Source organism: Achromobacter sp. Root565 (genome assembly GCF_001427425.1).
Lineage (GTDB): Bacteria > Pseudomonadota > Gammaproteobacteria > Burkholderiales > Burkholderiaceae_B > Achromobacter > Achromobacter spanius_D.
In genome coordinates, this window is sequence record NZ_LMGO01000008.1 from 26,637 (window position 1) to 43,427 (window position 16,791).

Genomic DNA, 16,791 nt, shown 5'->3' on the forward strand with positions numbered 1-16,791 from the left:
GCGGAAACGCCTTCTTTAGATTCAAAGGAAACTTATCATGCGTCACGGTAATGGCTTGCGTAAGCTCAACCGCACCAGCAGTCACCGTCTTGCCATGTTCCGCAACATGGCCGTTTCGTTGATCACCCACGAAGCAATCAAGACCACGCTGCCGAAGGCGAAAGAATTGCGCCGCGTCATCGAACCCCTGATCACGCTGGGCAAGGAGCCCACGCTCGCGAACAAGCGTCTGGCTTTCGCCCGTCTGCGCGATCGCGATGCGGTTGTGAAGCTGTTTGCTGAAATCGGCCCGCGCTACGCGGCCCGTAACGGCGGCTACACCCGCGTGCTGAAGATGGGCTTCCGTCAAGGCGACAACGCTCCCATGGCTTTCATGGAACTGGTTGACCGTCCGGAAGTCGATGAAGCCGCTGAGGACAGCGCCGAGTAATTTCGGCAGCTAGATAAGCGACAAGGGCGGGTCTTCGGACCCGCCCTTGTTTTTTTGGCGTGGGCGATCGCCGATCAGGCGTTGCCCTCATCCCCGCGATCGCGCCCGCCGCGCAAGTGCCCGCGCAGCTCCGCGGCCGTGGCGGCCAGCGCCTCCTGGGGCGGCTGAGGCGGCATCCGGAACGTCAGGTCCTGTTCCGCGATGTACTGCGTGGACGTCACGTCCTGCGGGTGGTGCATCGGAATGACATGGGCATGCGCGTGCGCGACGTGGATGCCCGTGAACGCGAAGCCAACGCGCTCGACGCCGTACAGGCGTTTCATCTGGCGGCCGAGGCGCTGGCCCAAGTTGACGATGCTGGCGGCCAGGTCGGCCGGCATGTCTTCGTAATAGGGATAGTGCTGTTTGGGAATGATGAGCGTGTGCCCCGGGCGCACGGGCTGGATGTCGAGGAAGGCCAACAGGCGGTCGTCTTCGTGGACGACGTGCGCGGGAATCTCGTGACGGGCGATGCGGCAGAACAGGCAGTTGTCGGACATGCTTGCCTCGGCGTGTAAGGGGACTGCACGGCGGCCTGGCGCGCGGCGGTTCCGGGAAGGGGGACGGCAATACCGATAAAATACCTCGAGTTACATCCCACGCGGGTATCCCAAGGAGGTTCCATGTTGCGCGATGACGACGTCGTGCTGGTCATCAGCAATGCGCCGGACCTGTTGCTGGCCAAGCGCATTGCGCACGTGCTCGTCGAGGATGGACTGGCCGCGTGCGTGAACCTCGGCGCGCCCGGGTTGTCCATCTACCTGTGGAACGGCGAGGTCGAAGGGGCTGAGGAAATCCCCATTCAGATCAAGACGACCTACGCGCGGCATGCCGCCGTCGTGCAGGCGTTGTCGGAACTCCATCCCTACGACGTGCCCGAGATCATCGTGCTGCCGGTCATTGCCGGCGCGGCGCCATACCTGGACTGGGTGCGCGAGCAGACGGCCATTACGCAGAACAAGAGAAACTGATGTTGCAACTTGCCGGTACGGTCGGTGCGCGCGGGCGCGCCGAGAGCGCGACCTCCGCCTTTTTCAGGCACTGCCTGCTGCTGCTGGCGATGGCTTTCCTGCTGTTCGGATGGCAGGCTGCCGCGCGCGCGGACGCCGAATTCCTCGAGCCCGAAAAGGCTTTCGTGTTCAGCGCCAACATGGCGTCCACGGACACGCTGGAGCTGCATTACAAGGTAGCGCCCGGCTACTACATGTACCGCGAGCGCTTCGCGATTGCCATCAACCCCGCCGACGCCACCACGCTGGGCGAGGCCGTTTACCCCAAGGGCGAAGTCAAATATGACCCAACCTTTGAAAAGGACATGGAGGTCTTCCACAAGGACGTGACGATCCGCGTCCCGGTGGGGACCGGCGGACAGCCCTTCACGCTGACGCTGACGGGCCAGGGCTGTGCGGATGCCGGACTTTGCTATCCGCCGATGGACAGCACCGTGAAGCTCACGCCCGTGGCGGGCGGATACGCGGTGGCGGGCACGGGACTGGGCGGGGCGTTGGCGCCGCAAGCGGCTTCCGGCGGCTTGTCCGCCCTGGTTAACGCCGGGGACACCGGGCTGGCCGACGCGCTGGGCGGGCTGGGATGGATCAAGACGGCCGGCGTCTTTCTGGTGCTGGGCCTGTTGCTCGCCTTCACGCCGTGCGTACTGCCCATGATCCCCATCCTGTCGTCCATCGTGCTGGGCGGCGCGCAGCAGGAACGGCCCAGCCGCGGACGCGGATTGGCGCTGGCTGCTACTTACGTGCTGGGCATGTCGGTGGTGTACACCGCGCTGGGCGTGGCTGCCGGCCTGAGCGGCGCGGGGCTCGCGGCCTGGCTGCAGACGCCTTGGATCCTGACCCTCTTTGCCATCCTGTTGACCGTGCTGGCGTTGGCCATGTTCGACGTATTCACGTTCCAGATGCCGTCGGGTGTGCAGGCGATGCTGTCCGAGCGCTCTTCGCGCGTGCCAGGTGGACGCTACACCGGCGCGCTGGTCATGGGCGCCTTGTCGGCGCTGATTGTCGGTCCGTGCGTGGCCGCGCCGCTGGCCGGCGCCTTGCTGTATATCTCGCAGACCGGGGACGTGGTCCTGGGCGGATCGGCGCTCTTTGCGATGGCATGGGGAATGGGCGTGCCGCTGTTGATCGTCGGTGCCTCGTCGTCCGCCTTGCTGCCCAAGGCCGGACCGTGGATGGACGGCGTGAAGCGATTGTTCGGCATGCTGCTGCTGGCGACCGCGTGGTGGATGCTGATTCCGGTCGTGCCAACCTGGGTTCAGATGACGGGCTGGGCGTTCCTGGCAGTCGTGTCGGCCGTCATGCTGCGCGCCTTTGACGCCTTGCCGCCAGGCGCGGGGGCCGGCCGCATGTTCGGCAAGGGCCTGGGCCTGTTGCTCGCCCTGGCGGCCGCGGCGTGGCTCGTGGGGGCTGCCAGCGGCGGACGTGATGTGCTGCAGCCGCTGTCGCACCTGGCCGCGCGCGGTGATGCGCCGGCTGCCGGCGGCGCCGCTGCGGGCGAGGTGCATTTCACCCGCGTGCGCAGCAACGCCGAGCTGGACACGCTGCTGGCGCAAAGCACCCGTCCGGTCATGCTGGACTTCTATGCGGACTGGTGCGTGTCGTGCCGCGAGATGGAGCGCTTCACGTTCACGGATCCGGGGGTGGCGCAGCGCATGGCGGGCATGGTGCTGGTGCAGGCGGATGTGACTGCGAACAATGCCGACGACCGTGCGCTGCTCAAGCGCTTCCGTCTGTTCGGCCCGCCCGGCATCATGTTCTTCGAGCCCGGTGGCAAGGAAATCGCGGATGCGCGCGTGGTGGGCTTTCAGGACGCAAAGCGCTTCACGGAATCGCTGGACCGCGTGCTCGTGCGTTGAGGGGCGGGCGGGGCAGCGCAGGCGTTAACGTCTGATGCGCGCAACGCGGCAATGCTTGCGTTGAATCAAGAAAAGCGGCGATATACCATGATCGCTTCGCTGCCCGCGCGGCGCATCCAACTCCCTTCAGGCCGGCGCTGTGACGTCCACCACCGTTGATGCAAGTCAGGACCGGAACGGTCTGATTTATCTTCAATTGATGTTCGTCATGGCCACCTGGGGCTTGAACATCGTCTCCATCAAGTATCTGACGCAGCACATGGATATCCAGGCGCTGGCTGCCGTGCGGATCGTCATTGCGTTCATCACCGTCACCCTCATCATGAAGGCGCGCGGCAGCCGCATTCCGAAACTGGGCGGCGCGCAGTTGGGCTGGGTGGCGCTTGCCGGGTTTCTGGTGGTGTATGCGCACCAGGTGGCGCTGGTGTCAGGCCTGCGGGTTTCCTCGGCGGCCAACGGCACGCTGATCATGGCCACCAGCCCGTTGCTGTCCGCCTTTCTGGCCGCCATCTTCTATCGCGAAAAGCTGACGGCCACCCGCATTGCCGGTGCGCTGCTCGGCCTGTTGGGCGTGGGCATGGTGGTGGCGGGCAGCGGCGCGCAGCTCGGGCTGACCGGATGGGGCGATGCGGTGGTGTTTGTGGCCGTGCTGGTCTTCGTGTTTGGCGGCCTTGTCATCCAGCGGATGTCGCGGATGATGGATCCCCTGGGCATGCTCTGGTACATGTACCTGGCCGGCGGCGTGATGCTGGTTGGACATGCCGCGCTGACGCCGTCCTCGTACCACGCGGATACGTGGCAGATGACGTGGTGGCCCTGGGCCGTGCTGATGTTCTCGGCGGTGGTCGCATCCGGTGTCAGCAACATCGTCTGGAACGCGGGCATCGCGCGGCTGGGGATCAGCCGCGCCGCGCTGTTCGTGAACTGGCTGCCGATCTTCGGGCTGCTGTTCGCGGCCCTGTTCCTGGACGAGCACGTCACGCTGACGCATGTCGTTGGCCTGAGCTGCGTGCTGGGCGGGACGTGGCTGGGACTGCGCCGCGCCCGCCGCGCTTAACGCTGGTTTTTCAGCAGCTTTGCAGCCTCGATGGCGAAGTACGTCAGGATGCCGTCGGCGCCGGCGCGCTTGAAGGCCAGCAGCGCCTCCATCATGACCTTGTCGTGGTCGAGCCAGCCATTGGCGGCGGCGGCCTTGATCATGGCGTATTCGCCGCTGACCTGATAGGCGAAGGTCGGCACGCGGAACGTGTCCTTGACCCGGCGCAGCACGTCCAGGTAAGGCATGCCCGGCTTGACCATGACCATGTCGGCGCCTTCCTGCAGGTCGCCGGCCACTTCACGCAGCGCCTCGTCGATGTTGCCCGGATCCATCTGGTAGGCCATCTTGTTGGACTTGCCCAGATTGGTAGCCGAGCCCACGGCATCGCGGAACGGGCCGTAGAACGCGCTGGCGTACTTGGCCGAATACGCCATGATGCGGGTGTGGATGTGGCCATTGGCCTCGAGCGCGCGGCGCACCGCGCCGATGCGGCCGTCCATCATGTCGCTGGGGGCGACCATGTCGACGCCGGCTTCGGCCTGCGTGAGCGCCTGCCTGACCAGGATCTCGACGGTGGGTTCGTTGATTACGTAACCGTCGGCGTCGATGACGCCGTCCTGGCCATGGCTGGTATACGGGTCCAGCGCCACGTCACAGAGCACGCCCAGTTCCGGGAAACGCGACTTCAGCTCGCGGACCACGCGCGGGATCAGGCCGTCGGGATTGGTGGCTTCGATGCCGTCCGGCGTCTTGAGCGACGGGTCGATGGCGGGAAAGAGCGACAACACCGGGATGCCCAGCGACACGCATTCCTCGGCCACCGGCAGCAGCGTGTCCAGCGAATAGCGGACCACACCGGGCAGGGAGGCGACAGCTTGCCGCAGGCCCGTGCCTTCGGCCACGAAAACCGGGTAGATCAGGTCATTGACCGTCAGGGCGTTCTCGCGCACCAGACGGCGCGTGAAGTCGTCGCGACGCAGGCGGCGGGGGCGGGAGACCGGAAACTCAGGGGTAATGATCTGCGGGTTCATGGTACGACCTTCGGGGAAATCCAATTTTCGATGTGAGCGCCGGCTTCTTCGAGGCCGATGCGCTCGGGCGCCGAGAAGGGAATCGTGTGCAGCGCGCCGATGTCGGCCAGGTCCTTGCGGACCGAGAAGACGGTGCGCATGCGCTGTCCGTACGGCAGCTTGTCGGCCTTGGTCAGCAGCGCCAGCACGGGGCGGCCGGTGGGCGCAATGAAGTTCGCCAGGCGCCGGTCCAGTTCGGTCACGCCGCGGCGGATGTCGATGAGCAGCACGATGCCGACCAGCGATTCACGGTCGCGCAGATAGCCGCCCAGGATGTCCGCCCACTTTTCCTTTTCGTTGCGGGCCACGGACGCGTAGCCGTAGCCGGGAAGGTCGACCAGATAGCCGATGTGGGCTTCGGGGTCCAGCGGGTCAGGCAGGCCGAACATGTTGATCAGGCGCGTGCGGCCCGGCGTCTTGCTGGAGAACGCAAGACGGCGCTGGTTGCACAGCACGTTGATGGACGTGGACTTGCCAGCGTTGGAGCGGCCGACGAAGCAGACCTCGGGAGCGCCGGCGGGCGGCAACTGGTCGAGGCGAGCCGCGGAAGTGAGGAAGGAGGCGCGATGTAGGAGGGACACGGATGGCTTTCGATACGGTTGGTTTCGAGCCCTATTGTATAATCCGGCGTTTGCTACAGTGGTCCCCGTGCGCGGAGCCGTCTTTTTTGCTTACTGTTTAGCTGCCATCCAGCCAGTAAAAGCCCTTCCCGGGCAGTGCTGACGCAGCCTCGCAGCAAGATCGCAAGCAGGACAAGCAAAACAGGTTCGATACGGTTTTACTGCGAGTGCGGGCAGGCGTGGGCGCCTTTTTGCGCCTTGATCGATGTGATCGTCGAGGTCTTCATGAAGCGTGTGCTGTCCCGGATGTTGGTTGCGAGCGGGCTGTTGCTCGGCGCCTCCGCCCTCTCTGCTACGAGTTTCGCCGCCAATGGCGCTGCGGGCCCGGCCAAACCAGATGCCGCCAAGGGCGGTCAGCTGTTTGACCAAGGCGACGCGGCCCGCGGCATCATTGCCTGTGCCTCCTGTCACGGCGCGGCGGGTAACAGCACCATTCCGGTGAACCCGAACCTGGCCGCGCAGCCGCACGAATACCTGGCCAAGCAGCTTGCCGACTTCAAGATCAAGGAAGGCGCCAAGACTCCCGTGCGCAATGGTCCGGACGGCAATCCCAGCGCCATGACCGCCATGGTGCAGAACCTGACCCCGGCCGACATGCAGAACGTCGCGCTGTACCTGGCGACGCAGCCGCTCAAAGAGCCCGCCACGGCAGGCCATGAGAACTTGGTTGAGCTAGGTCAAAAGATCTGGCGTGGCGGTTTGCCTGACCGCAATGTGCCCGCTTGCGCGGCATGCCATTCTGCCAATGGCGCCGGAATTCCCGGCCAGTACCCCCGTTTGTCGGGGCAGTTCCCCGTGTACATCGAAGAGCAACTGAAGCTTTTCCGTAGCGGCGACCGCAAGAACGACGTCATGCACGCCATCGCGGACCGCATGTCGGACGCCGACATCAAGGCGGTGTCGGATTACGCGGCCGGCCTTCGGTAAACGATTGGCCGCAACGTGCGCGGCCGGTCCGCGTTGATGCAACTTGAGCGCGCCGGAACCTCGTTCCGTCACGCACTGTCTATGAGGGGGGTAGCCGATAGCGCGGCCCCCCTTTTTTCATGAATTCGACTCGAACCCACTCCCGCCCCTCTCTGCGTAGCCTGCCAGGCGATCTCTTTGAACTTCTGGGTTCGATGCGTTTTGCCGTCAGCCTGCTGATGTTCATCTGCGTGGCCAGCCTGGTGGGGACGGTGCTGCAGCAGAACCGCTCGTCCAACAACTACATCGACCAGTTCGGCCCGTTCTGGTTTGAAGTGTTCGACAAGTTCTCCATCTGGCACGTCTACAACAGCTGGTGGTTCCTGCTGATCATGGGCTTTCTGGTCGTGTCGACCTCGGTGTGCCTGATCCGCAATGCGCCCAAGATGCTGCGCGACGCGCGTTCGTTCCGCGAGCATGTGCGCGAAGGCAGCCTGCGCGCATTCCCGCATCGCGTGGAAACCACCGAGCCCACCGGCGTGCCGCAGACCGTGACCGGCCTGAAGGCGCTGCTGGGCCGCATGGGGTATGCGGTGCGCGTGCGCGAGGACCAGGACGGCGTCCTGGTGGCGGCCAAGAAGGGTAGCGCGAACCGCCTGGGGTATGTGTTCGCCCATGCGGCCATGGTCATCATCTGTATCGGCGGCCTGCTCGACAGCGAACTGCCGGTGCGCCTGCAGGTCATGTTTGGCGGCAAGCAGCCGATCGTCGACAACATGCTGATTTCCGAGGTGCCGGAGAGCGGGCGCCTGTCCGTCAACAATCCGAGCTTTCGTGCCAGCGTGCTCGTGCCCGAGGGCGGCCAGGCCACCACGGCGGTCGTGATGGTGGGCGACGGCGCTCTGGTGCAGCCGATGCCTTTCACGCTCAAGCTCAAGAAGTTCGTTGTCGACTACTACTCCACCGGCATGCCCAGCCGCTTCGCCAGCGAAGTCGAGGTCACCGACCCTGACACCGGCAAGACCTTCGATTCGACCATCGAGGTGAACGAGCCGCTGCGCTTCAAGGGCATGACGGTGTATCAGTCGAGCTTTGACGATGGCGGCAGCACGGTCGCGCTGAAGGGCTATCCGCTGGTGGGCGCCAACGACGCCACGTTCTCGGTCGACGGCACGGTCGGCAAGACCAGCGAACTCACCGCGCAGACGGCCAAGGGCCCGCGCAGCATGGGCATCGAGATCACGGCCATGCGTCCCATCAACGTCGAGGACCTGACCCGCGGCGATCCCAAGGGCGCCAACCAAAGCTTTGCGGAACACGTGGCGTCGGTCGCCGGCAGTGCGGCCGGCAAGAAGAACGAGAACCTGCGCAACGTGGGTCCCAGCGTCGAGTACAAGCTGATCGACGATGCGGGCCAGGCGCACGAATTCCAGAACTACATGCTGCCCGTCGAGCTGGACGGCGCGGCCGTGTTTCTGGCCGGCGTGCGCAACAACGCGGCCGAGCCGTTCCGCTATCTGCGCATTCCGGCCGACGACGACAGCACCATTGCTGAATTCATGCGCCTGCGCGCCACCCTGGCCGACCCGGCCGCGCGCAAGGAAGCGGCCCGCCGCTTTGCCGAGCGCAACAGCCCGTCGGGCGCCGACCGCCAGCCGCTGGAGACCGCGGCCGAGCGCGCGCTGGACACCTTTGCCTCCGGCGGCCTGCAGGCCGTTGCGGCCTTCCTGCAAGCCAACACGCCGGCCCCGGATCTGGAGCGCGCGGCCGATGTCGTGATCCGCCTGATCGGCGCCAGCATGAATGAATTGCGCGCCATCGCGCGCGAACGCGCGGGTCAGCCGCCCGTACCCGTCGAAGGCCAGGAGGGCGAACGCGCGGCAGTGTGGTCGCGCCTGGCGGTGGCGGCGCTGTCCGATCTGACCGTCTATCCCGCGCCGGTTTTCCTGTCGCTGGCCGACTTCAACCACGTGCAGGCCAGCGTGTTTCAGGTCAGCCGCACGCCCGGCAAGAACACCGTCTACCTGGGCAGCCTGCTGCTGGTCCTGGGCGTGTTCTCCATGTTCTACATCCGCGATCGTCGTGTCTGGATCTGGGTCAAGCCGCAAGGCGGCGGCAGCAGCGTCCTGGCGGCCATGACGTCACAGAAGCGTACACTTGACTTCAATCAAGAGTTCGAACGCTTCAAGCAGGCGCTGCTGCGCCAGAAAAAAGGGTCCTAAGGTTATTTATGTCCACGACGACCACCACGCAACCCCCGTCGCCTGAATCGCTCTGGCAGGATGCCTTGTCCGAAACCGGCGACAACCGCGCGCAACGCGGCAAGCCTGACTGGACCGACATCGTCTTCTTTTTGCTGCTTGCGGTGGGGGCAGGATTCGCGCTGACCCGATACGGGCATGCGATGGACTATTACGAGAAGATCATCCTGTGCGGCACGGTGCCTGCGGTGGCCTGGCTGGGCTGGCTGTGGCGGCCGCTGCGCCGGCTGATGATCGCCTGTGCGATCTCGTCGGGCCTGGCGCTGATGCTGTATGGCACCGATCTCGCCCGCGCCGAGCAGGTGTTCTTCCTGAAGTATCTGTTCTCCTCGCAGTCCGCCATCCTGTGGATGAGCGCGCTGTTTGCGCTGTCGATGGTCTGCTACTGGATTGGCCTGTTCAGCCCGACGGCCGCATGGCTGGGCACGGCGCTGAGCTGGGGAGCTGTGTTCGCGGGCGTCACGGGTCTACTCGTGCGCTGGCGCGAGGGCCATCTGATGGGCCCGGATCTGGGCCATATCCCGGTCAGCAACCTGTACGAAGTCTTCGTTCTGTTTTCCCTCATTACGGCGCTGTTCTACCTGTACTACGAACGCAAATACGCCACGCGCGCGCTCGGCGGTTTCGTGATGCTGGTGGTGACGTCGGCCGTCGTGTTCCTGCTCTGGTATTCGTTCACGCGCGACGCGGGACAGATCCAGCCGCTGGTGCCCGCGCTCAAGAGCTGGTGGATGAAACTGCATGTGCCCGCCAACTTCATTGGCTACGGCACGTTCTCGCTGGCGGCGATGGTGGGCTTTGCGTACCTGGTCAAGCAGCACGGCCAGACCACGTCGTGGGCCAAGCTGGCGCCGCTGTTCATTCTGGGCGTGCTGCTGTGCGCCGAGCCCATGGTGTTCCGCACTGACGGCCTGTCGGCCACCTGGATGCTGTATTTCGGCGTGGGTGCGGTGATCGTGGGCGCCATTCTTCTGGGCCGCCGCCGCATCGCGGAAGCGCTGCCCTCGCTGGAAGTGCTGGACGACATCATGTATCGCGCCATCGCGATCGGATTTGCCTTCTTCACGGTGGCCACCATCCTGGGGGCGCTGTGGGCGGCCGATGCGTGGGGTGCGTACTGGCAGTGGGATCCCAAGGAAACCTGGGCGTTGATCGTCTGGCTGAACTACGCGGCATGGCTGCACATGCGCCTCATCAAGGGCCTGCGCGGCGCGATGGCGGCCTATTGGGCGCTGATGGGTCTGTTGATCACGGGCTTCGCGTTCCTGGGCGTGAACATGTTCCTGTCGGGCCTGCACTCGTACGGCCAGCTCTAAGCTCGCAAGTATCCCCGCAGACGAACAAAGGCCCCTGCATGCAGGGGCCTTTGTCTTTTGCGCGACGCCGGTTCAGGGAAGCAGCGATTCGCCGCGTAGCTGGTCCGCCAGGGTTTCGCGCTGGCGCACGACATAGAATTTATCGCCATCGACCATGACCTCGGCCGGGCGGCCGCGCGAGTTGTAGTTGCTGGCCATGGTCATGCCGTAGGCACCGGCCGATTCCACTGCAAGCACGTCGCCTTGGCGGATCGTGAGCAGGCGCTGCTTCGCGAGCCAATCGGCACTTTCGCAGACAGGGCCGACGATGTCGTATTCGGCGGCGTCGCCGGCGCGGGGGTGCAGCGGCTGCACGCCATGGAATGCATCGTAGAGCGCCGGACGCAGCAGGTCGTTCATGGCTGCGTCGACGATGGCGAAATTGCGGGCTTCGGCGTGCTTGATGTATTGCACGGTGGTGAGCAGCACGCCGGCATTGCCAACGAGCGAGCGTCCCGGTTCCAGCACCAGTTGCAGGTGACCTTGGCCGCGCGCGTTCAAACGTTCGAAAACGCGGTCCAGCAGGGCGCGTGGTGAAGGCGGCGTCTCGTCCATATAGCGGATGCCCAGTCCGCCGCCCAGGTCCAGGTGTTCGATATGCATGCCCGCTTGTTCCAGACCCTCGATCAGGTCCAGCAGCTTTTCGAGCGCATCGAAGTAGGGGCTGATGTCGGTGAGCTGCGAGCCGATGTGGCAGTCCACGCCGACGATCCGAAGGCCGGGCAGCGACTGCGCGGTGCGGTAGGCTTCGAGTGCGTCGCCGATGGCAATGCCGAACTTATTTTCCTTCAGGCCGGTCGAGATGTACGGGTGCGTGCGGGCGTCGACGTCCGGGTTCACGCGCAGCGATACGGGGGCGCGCAGGCCCAGGTGCGCGGCGATGTCGGACAGGCGGTGCAGTTCGTCAACGGATTCGACGTTGAAGCACTTTACGCCGGCGTGCAGGGCATCGCGCATTTCCCAGGCCTGCTTGCCCACGCCGGAAAACACAATTCGGGAAGCATCGGCGCCCGCGGCGAGAGCACGATGTAGTTCGCCGCCCGACACGATGTCAAAGCCGGCGCCGAGCCGCGCGAATTCGCCAAGCACCGCCAGGTTGGAATTGGCCTTCATGCCATAGCAGACGAGCACCGGACGCTGCCCGATGGCGCTGCAATAGGATTGCCAGGCGGCTTTCAGGGCCGCGCGGGAGTAGACGTAAAGTGGCGTTCCCAACCGTTCGGCCAGATGGTCAAGCGGCACATCTTCGGCGTACAACACGTTATTGCGGTACTGGAAGTAGGGATGGCCGGCCAACTCTGGCGGGGTTGGGAACGGAGGCGTCATGGGAGGACCGGGGCGGGCGGGATCTGCGCTGGCGGCGGGTTCTGCTGCGTGCGGGCCGGCGCCTTGCTGCCTTCAGGGGGCGGCGGCATGAAGAGCGGCCCCTTGTACCCGCAGGCCGTCACCATGCCGGCCGCCATGAGCGTGGCTACAATGCGAAGAGCCATGCGGCTATATGCCAATTGGAACACTGGGAACTCCGTAATTCTTGCAGGCTCGATTATGACCGAAACCGAATTTCTTGCGTTGATCGACCAGGTGCTGGACAGCATCGAAAGCCAGGCCGATGACTGGGCGGCTTCGCTCGACGTCGACGTCGAAACCAGCCGTAGCGGCAATGTGCTGACCCTGGTTTTCGAGGACAACACCCACGTCGTGGTGAACAGCCAGGCCGTCATGCAGGAGCTGTGGGTCGCCGCGCGCAGCGGCGGATTCCACTACCGCTTTGATGGCCAGCATTGGAACGATACCCGGGGCGGGCCGCAGTTGCCGGACGCCTTGTCCCAGATCTGCTCCGCTGCCGCCGGCGTCCCCGTGACGATCCGGCTGTAAAAAAAAAGGCCGGCCCGTTGGGCCGGCCTTTTTGCATCAGAAGGGAATCTTCTGCGACCAGGGCGTGGCGGTCTGCGTACCGACGCCTGGTGCGACCTTGATCCGGGTTTCCTCGCTGGAACCGCTGCTCAGGCCATTCAGGAATTCACCCAACGTGTCGGCCTCGGGTAGTCCAAGGCGGGCCACGGCCTGTCCCGGCGGGAATTCAGAGAAGTAGAACTCGCCGTTTTCCACCAGCAGGCCGTCCGGACGGGGACGCGGCTTTTCTTCCGGCACGCCCTTCAGCACGCTCTGCATGTAGTCCACCCAGATCGGCATGGCGACGCCGCCGCCGGTCTCGCGCGAACCCAGCGACTTGGGCTGATCAAAGCCCAGCCAGGCGGTCGCTGCCAGCGTCGGCGTGTAGCCCGAGAACCAGGCGTCCACGGATTCGTTGGTCGTGCCCGTCTTGCCGGCGATGTCGCCGCGCTTGAGCAGAGCCCGGGCGCGCGCCGCAGTGCCGTACGTGGTGACGCCGCGCAGGATGTCGTCCATGACCCAGGCCGTGCGCGGGTCGATGGCGCGAGCCGCAGCATCGCCAGCGACAACCGGCTTGGACTGCATGATGACCTTGCCGCTGCTGTCGGTGACGCGGTCGATCAGGTAGGGCGTGACGCGGTAGCCGCCATTGGCGAACACCGAGAAGGCGCCCGCCAGCTGCAGCGGCGTGACGGAGCCGGCGCCCAGCGCCAGCGGCAGCACGGCGGGCTGGCGCGCCTTGTCAAAGCCGAAGCGGGTCAGGTAGTCCTGCGCGTATTGCGGACCGATGGCCTGAAGAATGCGGATCGACACCATGTTCTTGGACTTGTACAGGCCCTGGCGCAGCGTCAGCATGGGCTCGTACTGGTTGCCGTAGTTCTTGGGATTCCAGGCCTTGGAGCCGGTTTGCGCGGCGGTGAGTTCAAAGGGCTGGTCCGAGATCTGCGTGCCCGGCGTCAGTCCGCGTTCCAGCGAGGCGGCGTAGATGAAGGGCTTGATGTTCGAGCCCGGCTGGCGCCATGCCTGCGTCACGCGGTTGAAGTTGCCACGGTAGAAATCGAAGCCGCCGACCATTGCGCGGATGGCGCCGTCCTGCGGCGACAGCGCCACGAAGGCCGCCTGTACCGACGGCAAGTTGATGATTTCCCAGTTGTCGCCGAACTTGCGGATGTAGACCACGGAGCCGCGCTTGATGCGCTGCTCGGGCTTGGCCTTGTCGTTCAGTGCGCGGGCGACCACGCCCAGCACCTTCTTGTCCGTCACGGTGATGACTTCGCGCGAGCTGCGTGCCAGCTTCACTTCGGTGGGACTGGCCGACAGCACCACCGCAGTCAGCAGGTCGCCGCTGTCCGGGAATTTGTCGAACACGCCGTCCAGGAACTCGTCGAGCGCGGCGGGGTTGTTCTCGGTGCCCGCGGGCAGATCCAGCTGTTCTTCCGGGCCGGGATAGGGCGCACGGCGCGTGTATTCCAGCACGCCTTCGCGCACGGCGCGGTAGGCGGCTTCCTGGTCCTTGGACTGCACGGTCGTGTAGATGTTGATGCCGCGCGAATACACGTTGTCCTGATACACGTTGTAGAGAAGCTGGCGCGCCAGCTCGGCCACGTATTCGCCATGGATGGAATAGCCGCCGGCCGGCGTGCCTTCGGCGGACTTCATGACGATGGGCTGCGCCATCGCCTGCTTGTATTCCGGTTCGGTCAGGTAACCCAGCGAGTGCATGCGGCCCAGCACGTAGCGCTGGCGCAATTCGGCGCGGGGGCGGTTGGCGATGGGGTTGAAGCGCGACGGGGCCTTGGGAATGCCGGCCAGCATGGCGGCTTCGGCCGGCGTGACTTCCGACAGGGGCTTGCCGAAATAGGTGCGCGAGGCGGCCGCGAAGCCGTAGGCGCGATGGCCCAGGTAGATCTGGTTCATGTAGAGCTCAAGGATCTGGTCCTTGGTGAGCTCCGATTCAATCTTGAAGGTCAGCAGCAGTTCGTAGAACTTGCGCGAATAGGTCTTTTCGGACGACAGGTAGAAGTTGCGCGCGACCTGCATCGTGATCGTGCTGGCGCCCTGCGTCTTGGACATGCTGATCAGGTTGGTCAGGCCGGCCCGCACCACGCCCATCCAGTCGATGCCGCCGTGCTGGTAGAAGCGGTCGTCTTCGGCCGCCAGTACCGCGGATTTCATGACGTCCGGGATTTCGTTGAAGCGCAGCACGTTGCGGCGTTCTTCGCCGAACTCGCCGATCAGGACGCGGTCTGCCGTGTACACGCGCAGCGGCACCCGCGGCCGATAGTCCGTCATGGCGTTCAAGTCGGGCAGATTGGGCCACGCGAGCGCCAGCGCCATCCCCGCGAGCAGGACGCCGCACAGGAACAGGCCGGCGAAAAAGATGCCGGTTTTAACGAAGAACCGCAGTATCGGGGAGCCGCTGCTGACGGGCTTGTCTTTTTTGGAGGAATTCTGGGGCTTGCTCATCGCGGCGATTTTACGGGTATCTCCGGGCCCACCTCATGGCGGGGGATCGGTTTCTGTAACAAAATAGTTCAGTGTGGTGCACGGGCAACTGGCGGCAAATGTGATAATGCCGCCATGAACTTTGCCGCTAACTCATGTCCGGAGGCAGCCCCGGACCCGGAGCGCTCCGACGCAGCGCCTGAAAGCCAGCCCTGCGCCGTCGAGTGCACGGGCAAGACCGTGTCGTTGCCGCACGACCTGCCGGTATTCTTGGTCGGAATGATGGGCGCGGGCAAGACAACCATAGGCCGTAGCCTGGCGCGGGCGCTGGGGCGCGACTTTATGGATCTGGATCATGAGCTCGAGGCGCGTTGCGGCGTGCGGGTGCCGGTAATCTTCGAAATCGAGGGCGAAGCCGGTTTTCGTCGCCGAGAGTCCGCCGCATTGGAAGAGTGTACCCAACGGCGCAACATAATTCTTGCCACGGGCGGCGGCGCCATCCTGGCCGCCGAGAACCGGCAACTGTTGCACGAGCGCGGCATTGTCGTCTATCTGCGAGCCAGCGTGGACGAATTGTTCCGCCGGACCTGCCGTGACCGCAACCGGCCCCTGCTGGCCACCGCCGACCCACGCGGCACGCTGCGCGACCTGATGACCCGGCGCGAGCCCCTCTACAAGGAAGTCGCCGACCTGGTGGTGGAAACGGGCTCCATGCCCATCCACACCCTGGTCAAGGCGCTGCTGCCGCAACTACAAGCTTTCGAGAAGCGCATATGAACGTTGTTGACGTCGAAACCCCGGGCGGAAGCTATCCGATCCACATCGGACCTGGCCGCCTGGACTTCCTGGATCAGTGCATCCCCGCGGATGCCACCGCCATTGCCGTGGTCACCAATCCGACCGTGGCGGCCCTGTACGCCGAGCGCGCCGAGGCCGCGTTGGCGCGCACGGGCAAGCGGGTGCTGCGCATCGAGCTGCCCGACGGCGAGGCCTACAAGGACTGGCAGTCGCTCAACCTGATCTTCGATGCGCTGCTGGGCAATCGCCTGGACCGGCGCTGCGTCCTGGTCGCCCTGGGCGGCGGCGTCATCGGCGACATGACGGGTTTTGCGGCGGCCGTGTACATGCGCGGCGTGCGCTTCCTGCAGGTGCCCACGACGCTGCTGGCGCAGGTCGACTCATCGGTGGGCGGCAAGACCGCCGTGAATCACCCGCTGGGCAAGAACATGATCGGCGCCTTCTACCAGCCGATCGCGGTCGAGATCGACACCGACGTGCTGGGCACCCTGCCGGCGCGCGAGGTGTCAGCGGGCCTGGCCGAGGTCATTAAATACGGCCTTATCCTGGATCCCGAGTTCTGGCGCTGGTGCGAGGACAACGCGCAGAAGCTGCGCGCCCTGGATCACGATGCCGTGGCCCACGCGATCCGCCGCTCGTGCGAGCTGAAGGCGCAGGTGGTCGGCAAGGACGAGCGCGAATCCGGGCTGCGCGCCATCCTGAACCTGGGACACACGTTCGGCCACGCCATTGAATCGGGCCTTGGTTACGGCGCGTGGCTGCATGGCGAGGCGGTGGGCTGCGGCATGGTCCAGGCGGCCGAGCTGTCGGCTGACGTGGCGGGCTTCGATCGCGTCGATGTCGAGCGCGTGCGCGCGCTGGTGCAAGCTATTGGCTGTCCGGCAATCGCACCCGACCTGGGCGCCGACCGCTGGCTCGACCTGATGCAGGTGGACAAGAAGACCGAAGGCGGCTCGATCCGCTACGTGCTCATGACACGCATCGGCGAAGCCGTGATGCGGCCGGCCCCCGACGATGCGGTGCGCGCCGTGCTGGCCCGAACCACCCAGTAAACGCAGTCAAGGACGGT

At 65.1% G+C, this 16,791-nt stretch carries 16 protein-coding genes; 10 read left to right on the plus strand and 6 right to left on the minus strand.

Annotation, left to right across the window (positions count from 1 at the left end; all coding sequences use genetic code 11):
• Positions 1-37 precede the first annotated feature (37 nt).
• On the plus strand, positions 38-430 hold the full coding sequence (gene rplQ / locus ASD71_RS25340) for a 50S ribosomal protein L17 (protein ID WP_006389635.1): 393 nt from the start codon (positions 38-40) through the stop codon (positions 428-430).
• Positions 431-504: 74 nt separating this feature from the next.
• Here the strand turns inward: rplQ and ASD71_RS25345 are convergent, their stop codons facing one another.
• Entirely contained in the window at positions 505-969 is a 465-nt protein-coding gene (locus ASD71_RS25345; protein ID WP_056571042.1) for an HIT family protein, read from the minus strand.
• A 123-nt stretch (positions 970-1,092) separates the two neighbouring features.
• On the opposite strand from ASD71_RS25345, the gene cutA reads away from it, so the two are divergent.
• The 3 genes from cutA (at position 1,093) to ASD71_RS25360 (ending at position 4,392) form a co-directional block, all read left to right on the plus strand.
• Positions 1,093-1,440, plus strand: coding sequence for a divalent-cation tolerance protein CutA (gene cutA / locus ASD71_RS25350; protein ID WP_056571044.1), 348 nt, complete (start codon positions 1,093-1,095; stop codon positions 1,438-1,440).
• Positions 1,440-3,335: a protein-disulfide reductase DsbD gene (dsbD, locus tag ASD71_RS25355; protein ID WP_056571046.1), complete on the plus strand. Its 1,896-nt coding sequence runs from the start codon at positions 1,440-1,442 to the stop codon at positions 3,333-3,335. The genes cutA and dsbD overlap by 1 nt, the downstream gene beginning before the upstream one ends.
• A gap of 199 nt (positions 3,336-3,534) precedes the next feature.
• Entirely contained in the window at positions 3,535-4,392 is an 858-nt protein-coding gene (locus ASD71_RS25360) for a DMT family transporter (protein WP_056571048.1), read from the plus strand.
• Here the strand turns inward: ASD71_RS25360 and hemB are convergent.
• Both hemB and yihA read right to left on the minus strand, forming a co-directional pair.
• Complete coding sequence (gene hemB, locus ASD71_RS25365) at positions 4,389-5,405, minus strand: porphobilinogen synthase (protein ID WP_056571050.1); 1,017 nt, start codon at positions 5,403-5,405, stop codon at positions 4,389-4,391. The genes ASD71_RS25360 and hemB overlap by 4 nt on opposite strands.
• Entirely contained in the window at positions 5,402-6,025 is a 624-nt protein-coding gene (gene yihA / locus ASD71_RS25370) for a ribosome biogenesis GTP-binding protein YihA/YsxC (protein ID WP_056571052.1), read from the minus strand. The genes hemB and yihA overlap by 4 nt, the downstream gene beginning before the upstream one ends.
• Positions 6,026-6,289: 264 nt before the next feature.
• On the opposite strand from yihA, the gene ASD71_RS25375 reads away from it, so the two are divergent.
• The 3 genes from ASD71_RS25375 to ccsB all read left to right on the plus strand — a co-directional run bounded on the left by ASD71_RS25375 (position 6,290) and on the right by ccsB (position 10,547).
• A complete protein-coding gene (locus ASD71_RS25375) occupies positions 6,290-6,991 on the plus strand; it encodes a cytochrome c (protein ID WP_105241762.1) in 702 nt (233 codons plus the stop codon).
• Between the two features lie 119 nt (positions 6,992-7,110).
• Positions 7,111-9,192, plus strand: a complete 2,082-nt coding sequence (locus ASD71_RS25380) for a cytochrome c biogenesis protein ResB (RefSeq protein WP_056571054.1) — start codon at positions 7,111-7,113, stop codon at positions 9,190-9,192.
• Positions 9,193-9,200: 8 nt separating this feature from the next.
• Entirely contained in the window at positions 9,201-10,547 is a 1,347-nt protein-coding gene (gene ccsB / locus ASD71_RS25385; protein WP_056571056.1) for a c-type cytochrome biogenesis protein CcsB, read from the plus strand.
• A 72-nt stretch (positions 10,548-10,619) separates the two neighbouring features.
• Here ccsB and lysA read toward each other — a convergent pair whose 3' ends face one another.
• Both lysA and ASD71_RS27815 read right to left on the minus strand, forming a co-directional pair.
• Positions 10,620-11,912 carry a diaminopimelate decarboxylase gene (gene lysA / locus ASD71_RS25390; protein WP_056571058.1) on the minus strand — a complete coding sequence of 431 codons (1,293 nt, stop codon included), beginning with the start codon at positions 11,910-11,912 and terminating at the stop codon, positions 10,620-10,622.
• Positions 11,909-12,076: a lipoprotein gene (locus ASD71_RS27815; RefSeq protein WP_235512342.1), complete on the minus strand. Its 168-nt coding sequence runs from the start codon at positions 12,074-12,076 to the stop codon at positions 11,909-11,911. Before ASD71_RS27815 ends, lysA begins: the two co-directional genes overlap by 4 nt.
• Before the next feature lie 55 nt (positions 12,077-12,131).
• Here ASD71_RS27815 and cyaY point away from each other — a divergent pair, with 55 nt between their 5' ends.
• Positions 12,132-12,461, plus strand: coding sequence for an iron donor protein CyaY (gene cyaY / locus ASD71_RS25395; RefSeq protein WP_056571060.1), 330 nt, complete (start codon positions 12,132-12,134; stop codon positions 12,459-12,461).
• Positions 12,462-12,497: 36 nt separating this feature from the next.
• On the opposite strand, the gene ASD71_RS25400 is transcribed toward cyaY, so the two are convergent.
• On the minus strand, positions 12,498-14,945 hold the full coding sequence (locus tag ASD71_RS25400; protein WP_056571063.1) for a penicillin-binding protein 1A: 2,448 nt from the start codon (positions 14,943-14,945) through the stop codon (positions 12,498-12,500).
• A 114-nt stretch (positions 14,946-15,059) separates the two neighbouring features.
• Here ASD71_RS25400 and ASD71_RS25405 point away from each other — a divergent pair, with 114 nt between their 5' ends.
• Both ASD71_RS25405 and aroB read left to right on the plus strand, forming a co-directional pair.
• Positions 15,060-15,701 (plus strand): shikimate kinase, encoded by a 642-nt coding sequence (locus ASD71_RS25405; protein ID WP_056571064.1) that lies wholly within the window; start codon positions 15,060-15,062, stop codon positions 15,699-15,701.
• Positions 15,698-16,774: a 3-dehydroquinate synthase gene (aroB, locus tag ASD71_RS25410; protein ID WP_056571066.1), complete on the plus strand. Its 1,077-nt coding sequence runs from the start codon at positions 15,698-15,700 to the stop codon at positions 16,772-16,774. The genes ASD71_RS25405 and aroB overlap by 4 nt, the downstream gene beginning before the upstream one ends.
• Positions 16,775-16,791: the final 17 nt, after the last annotated feature.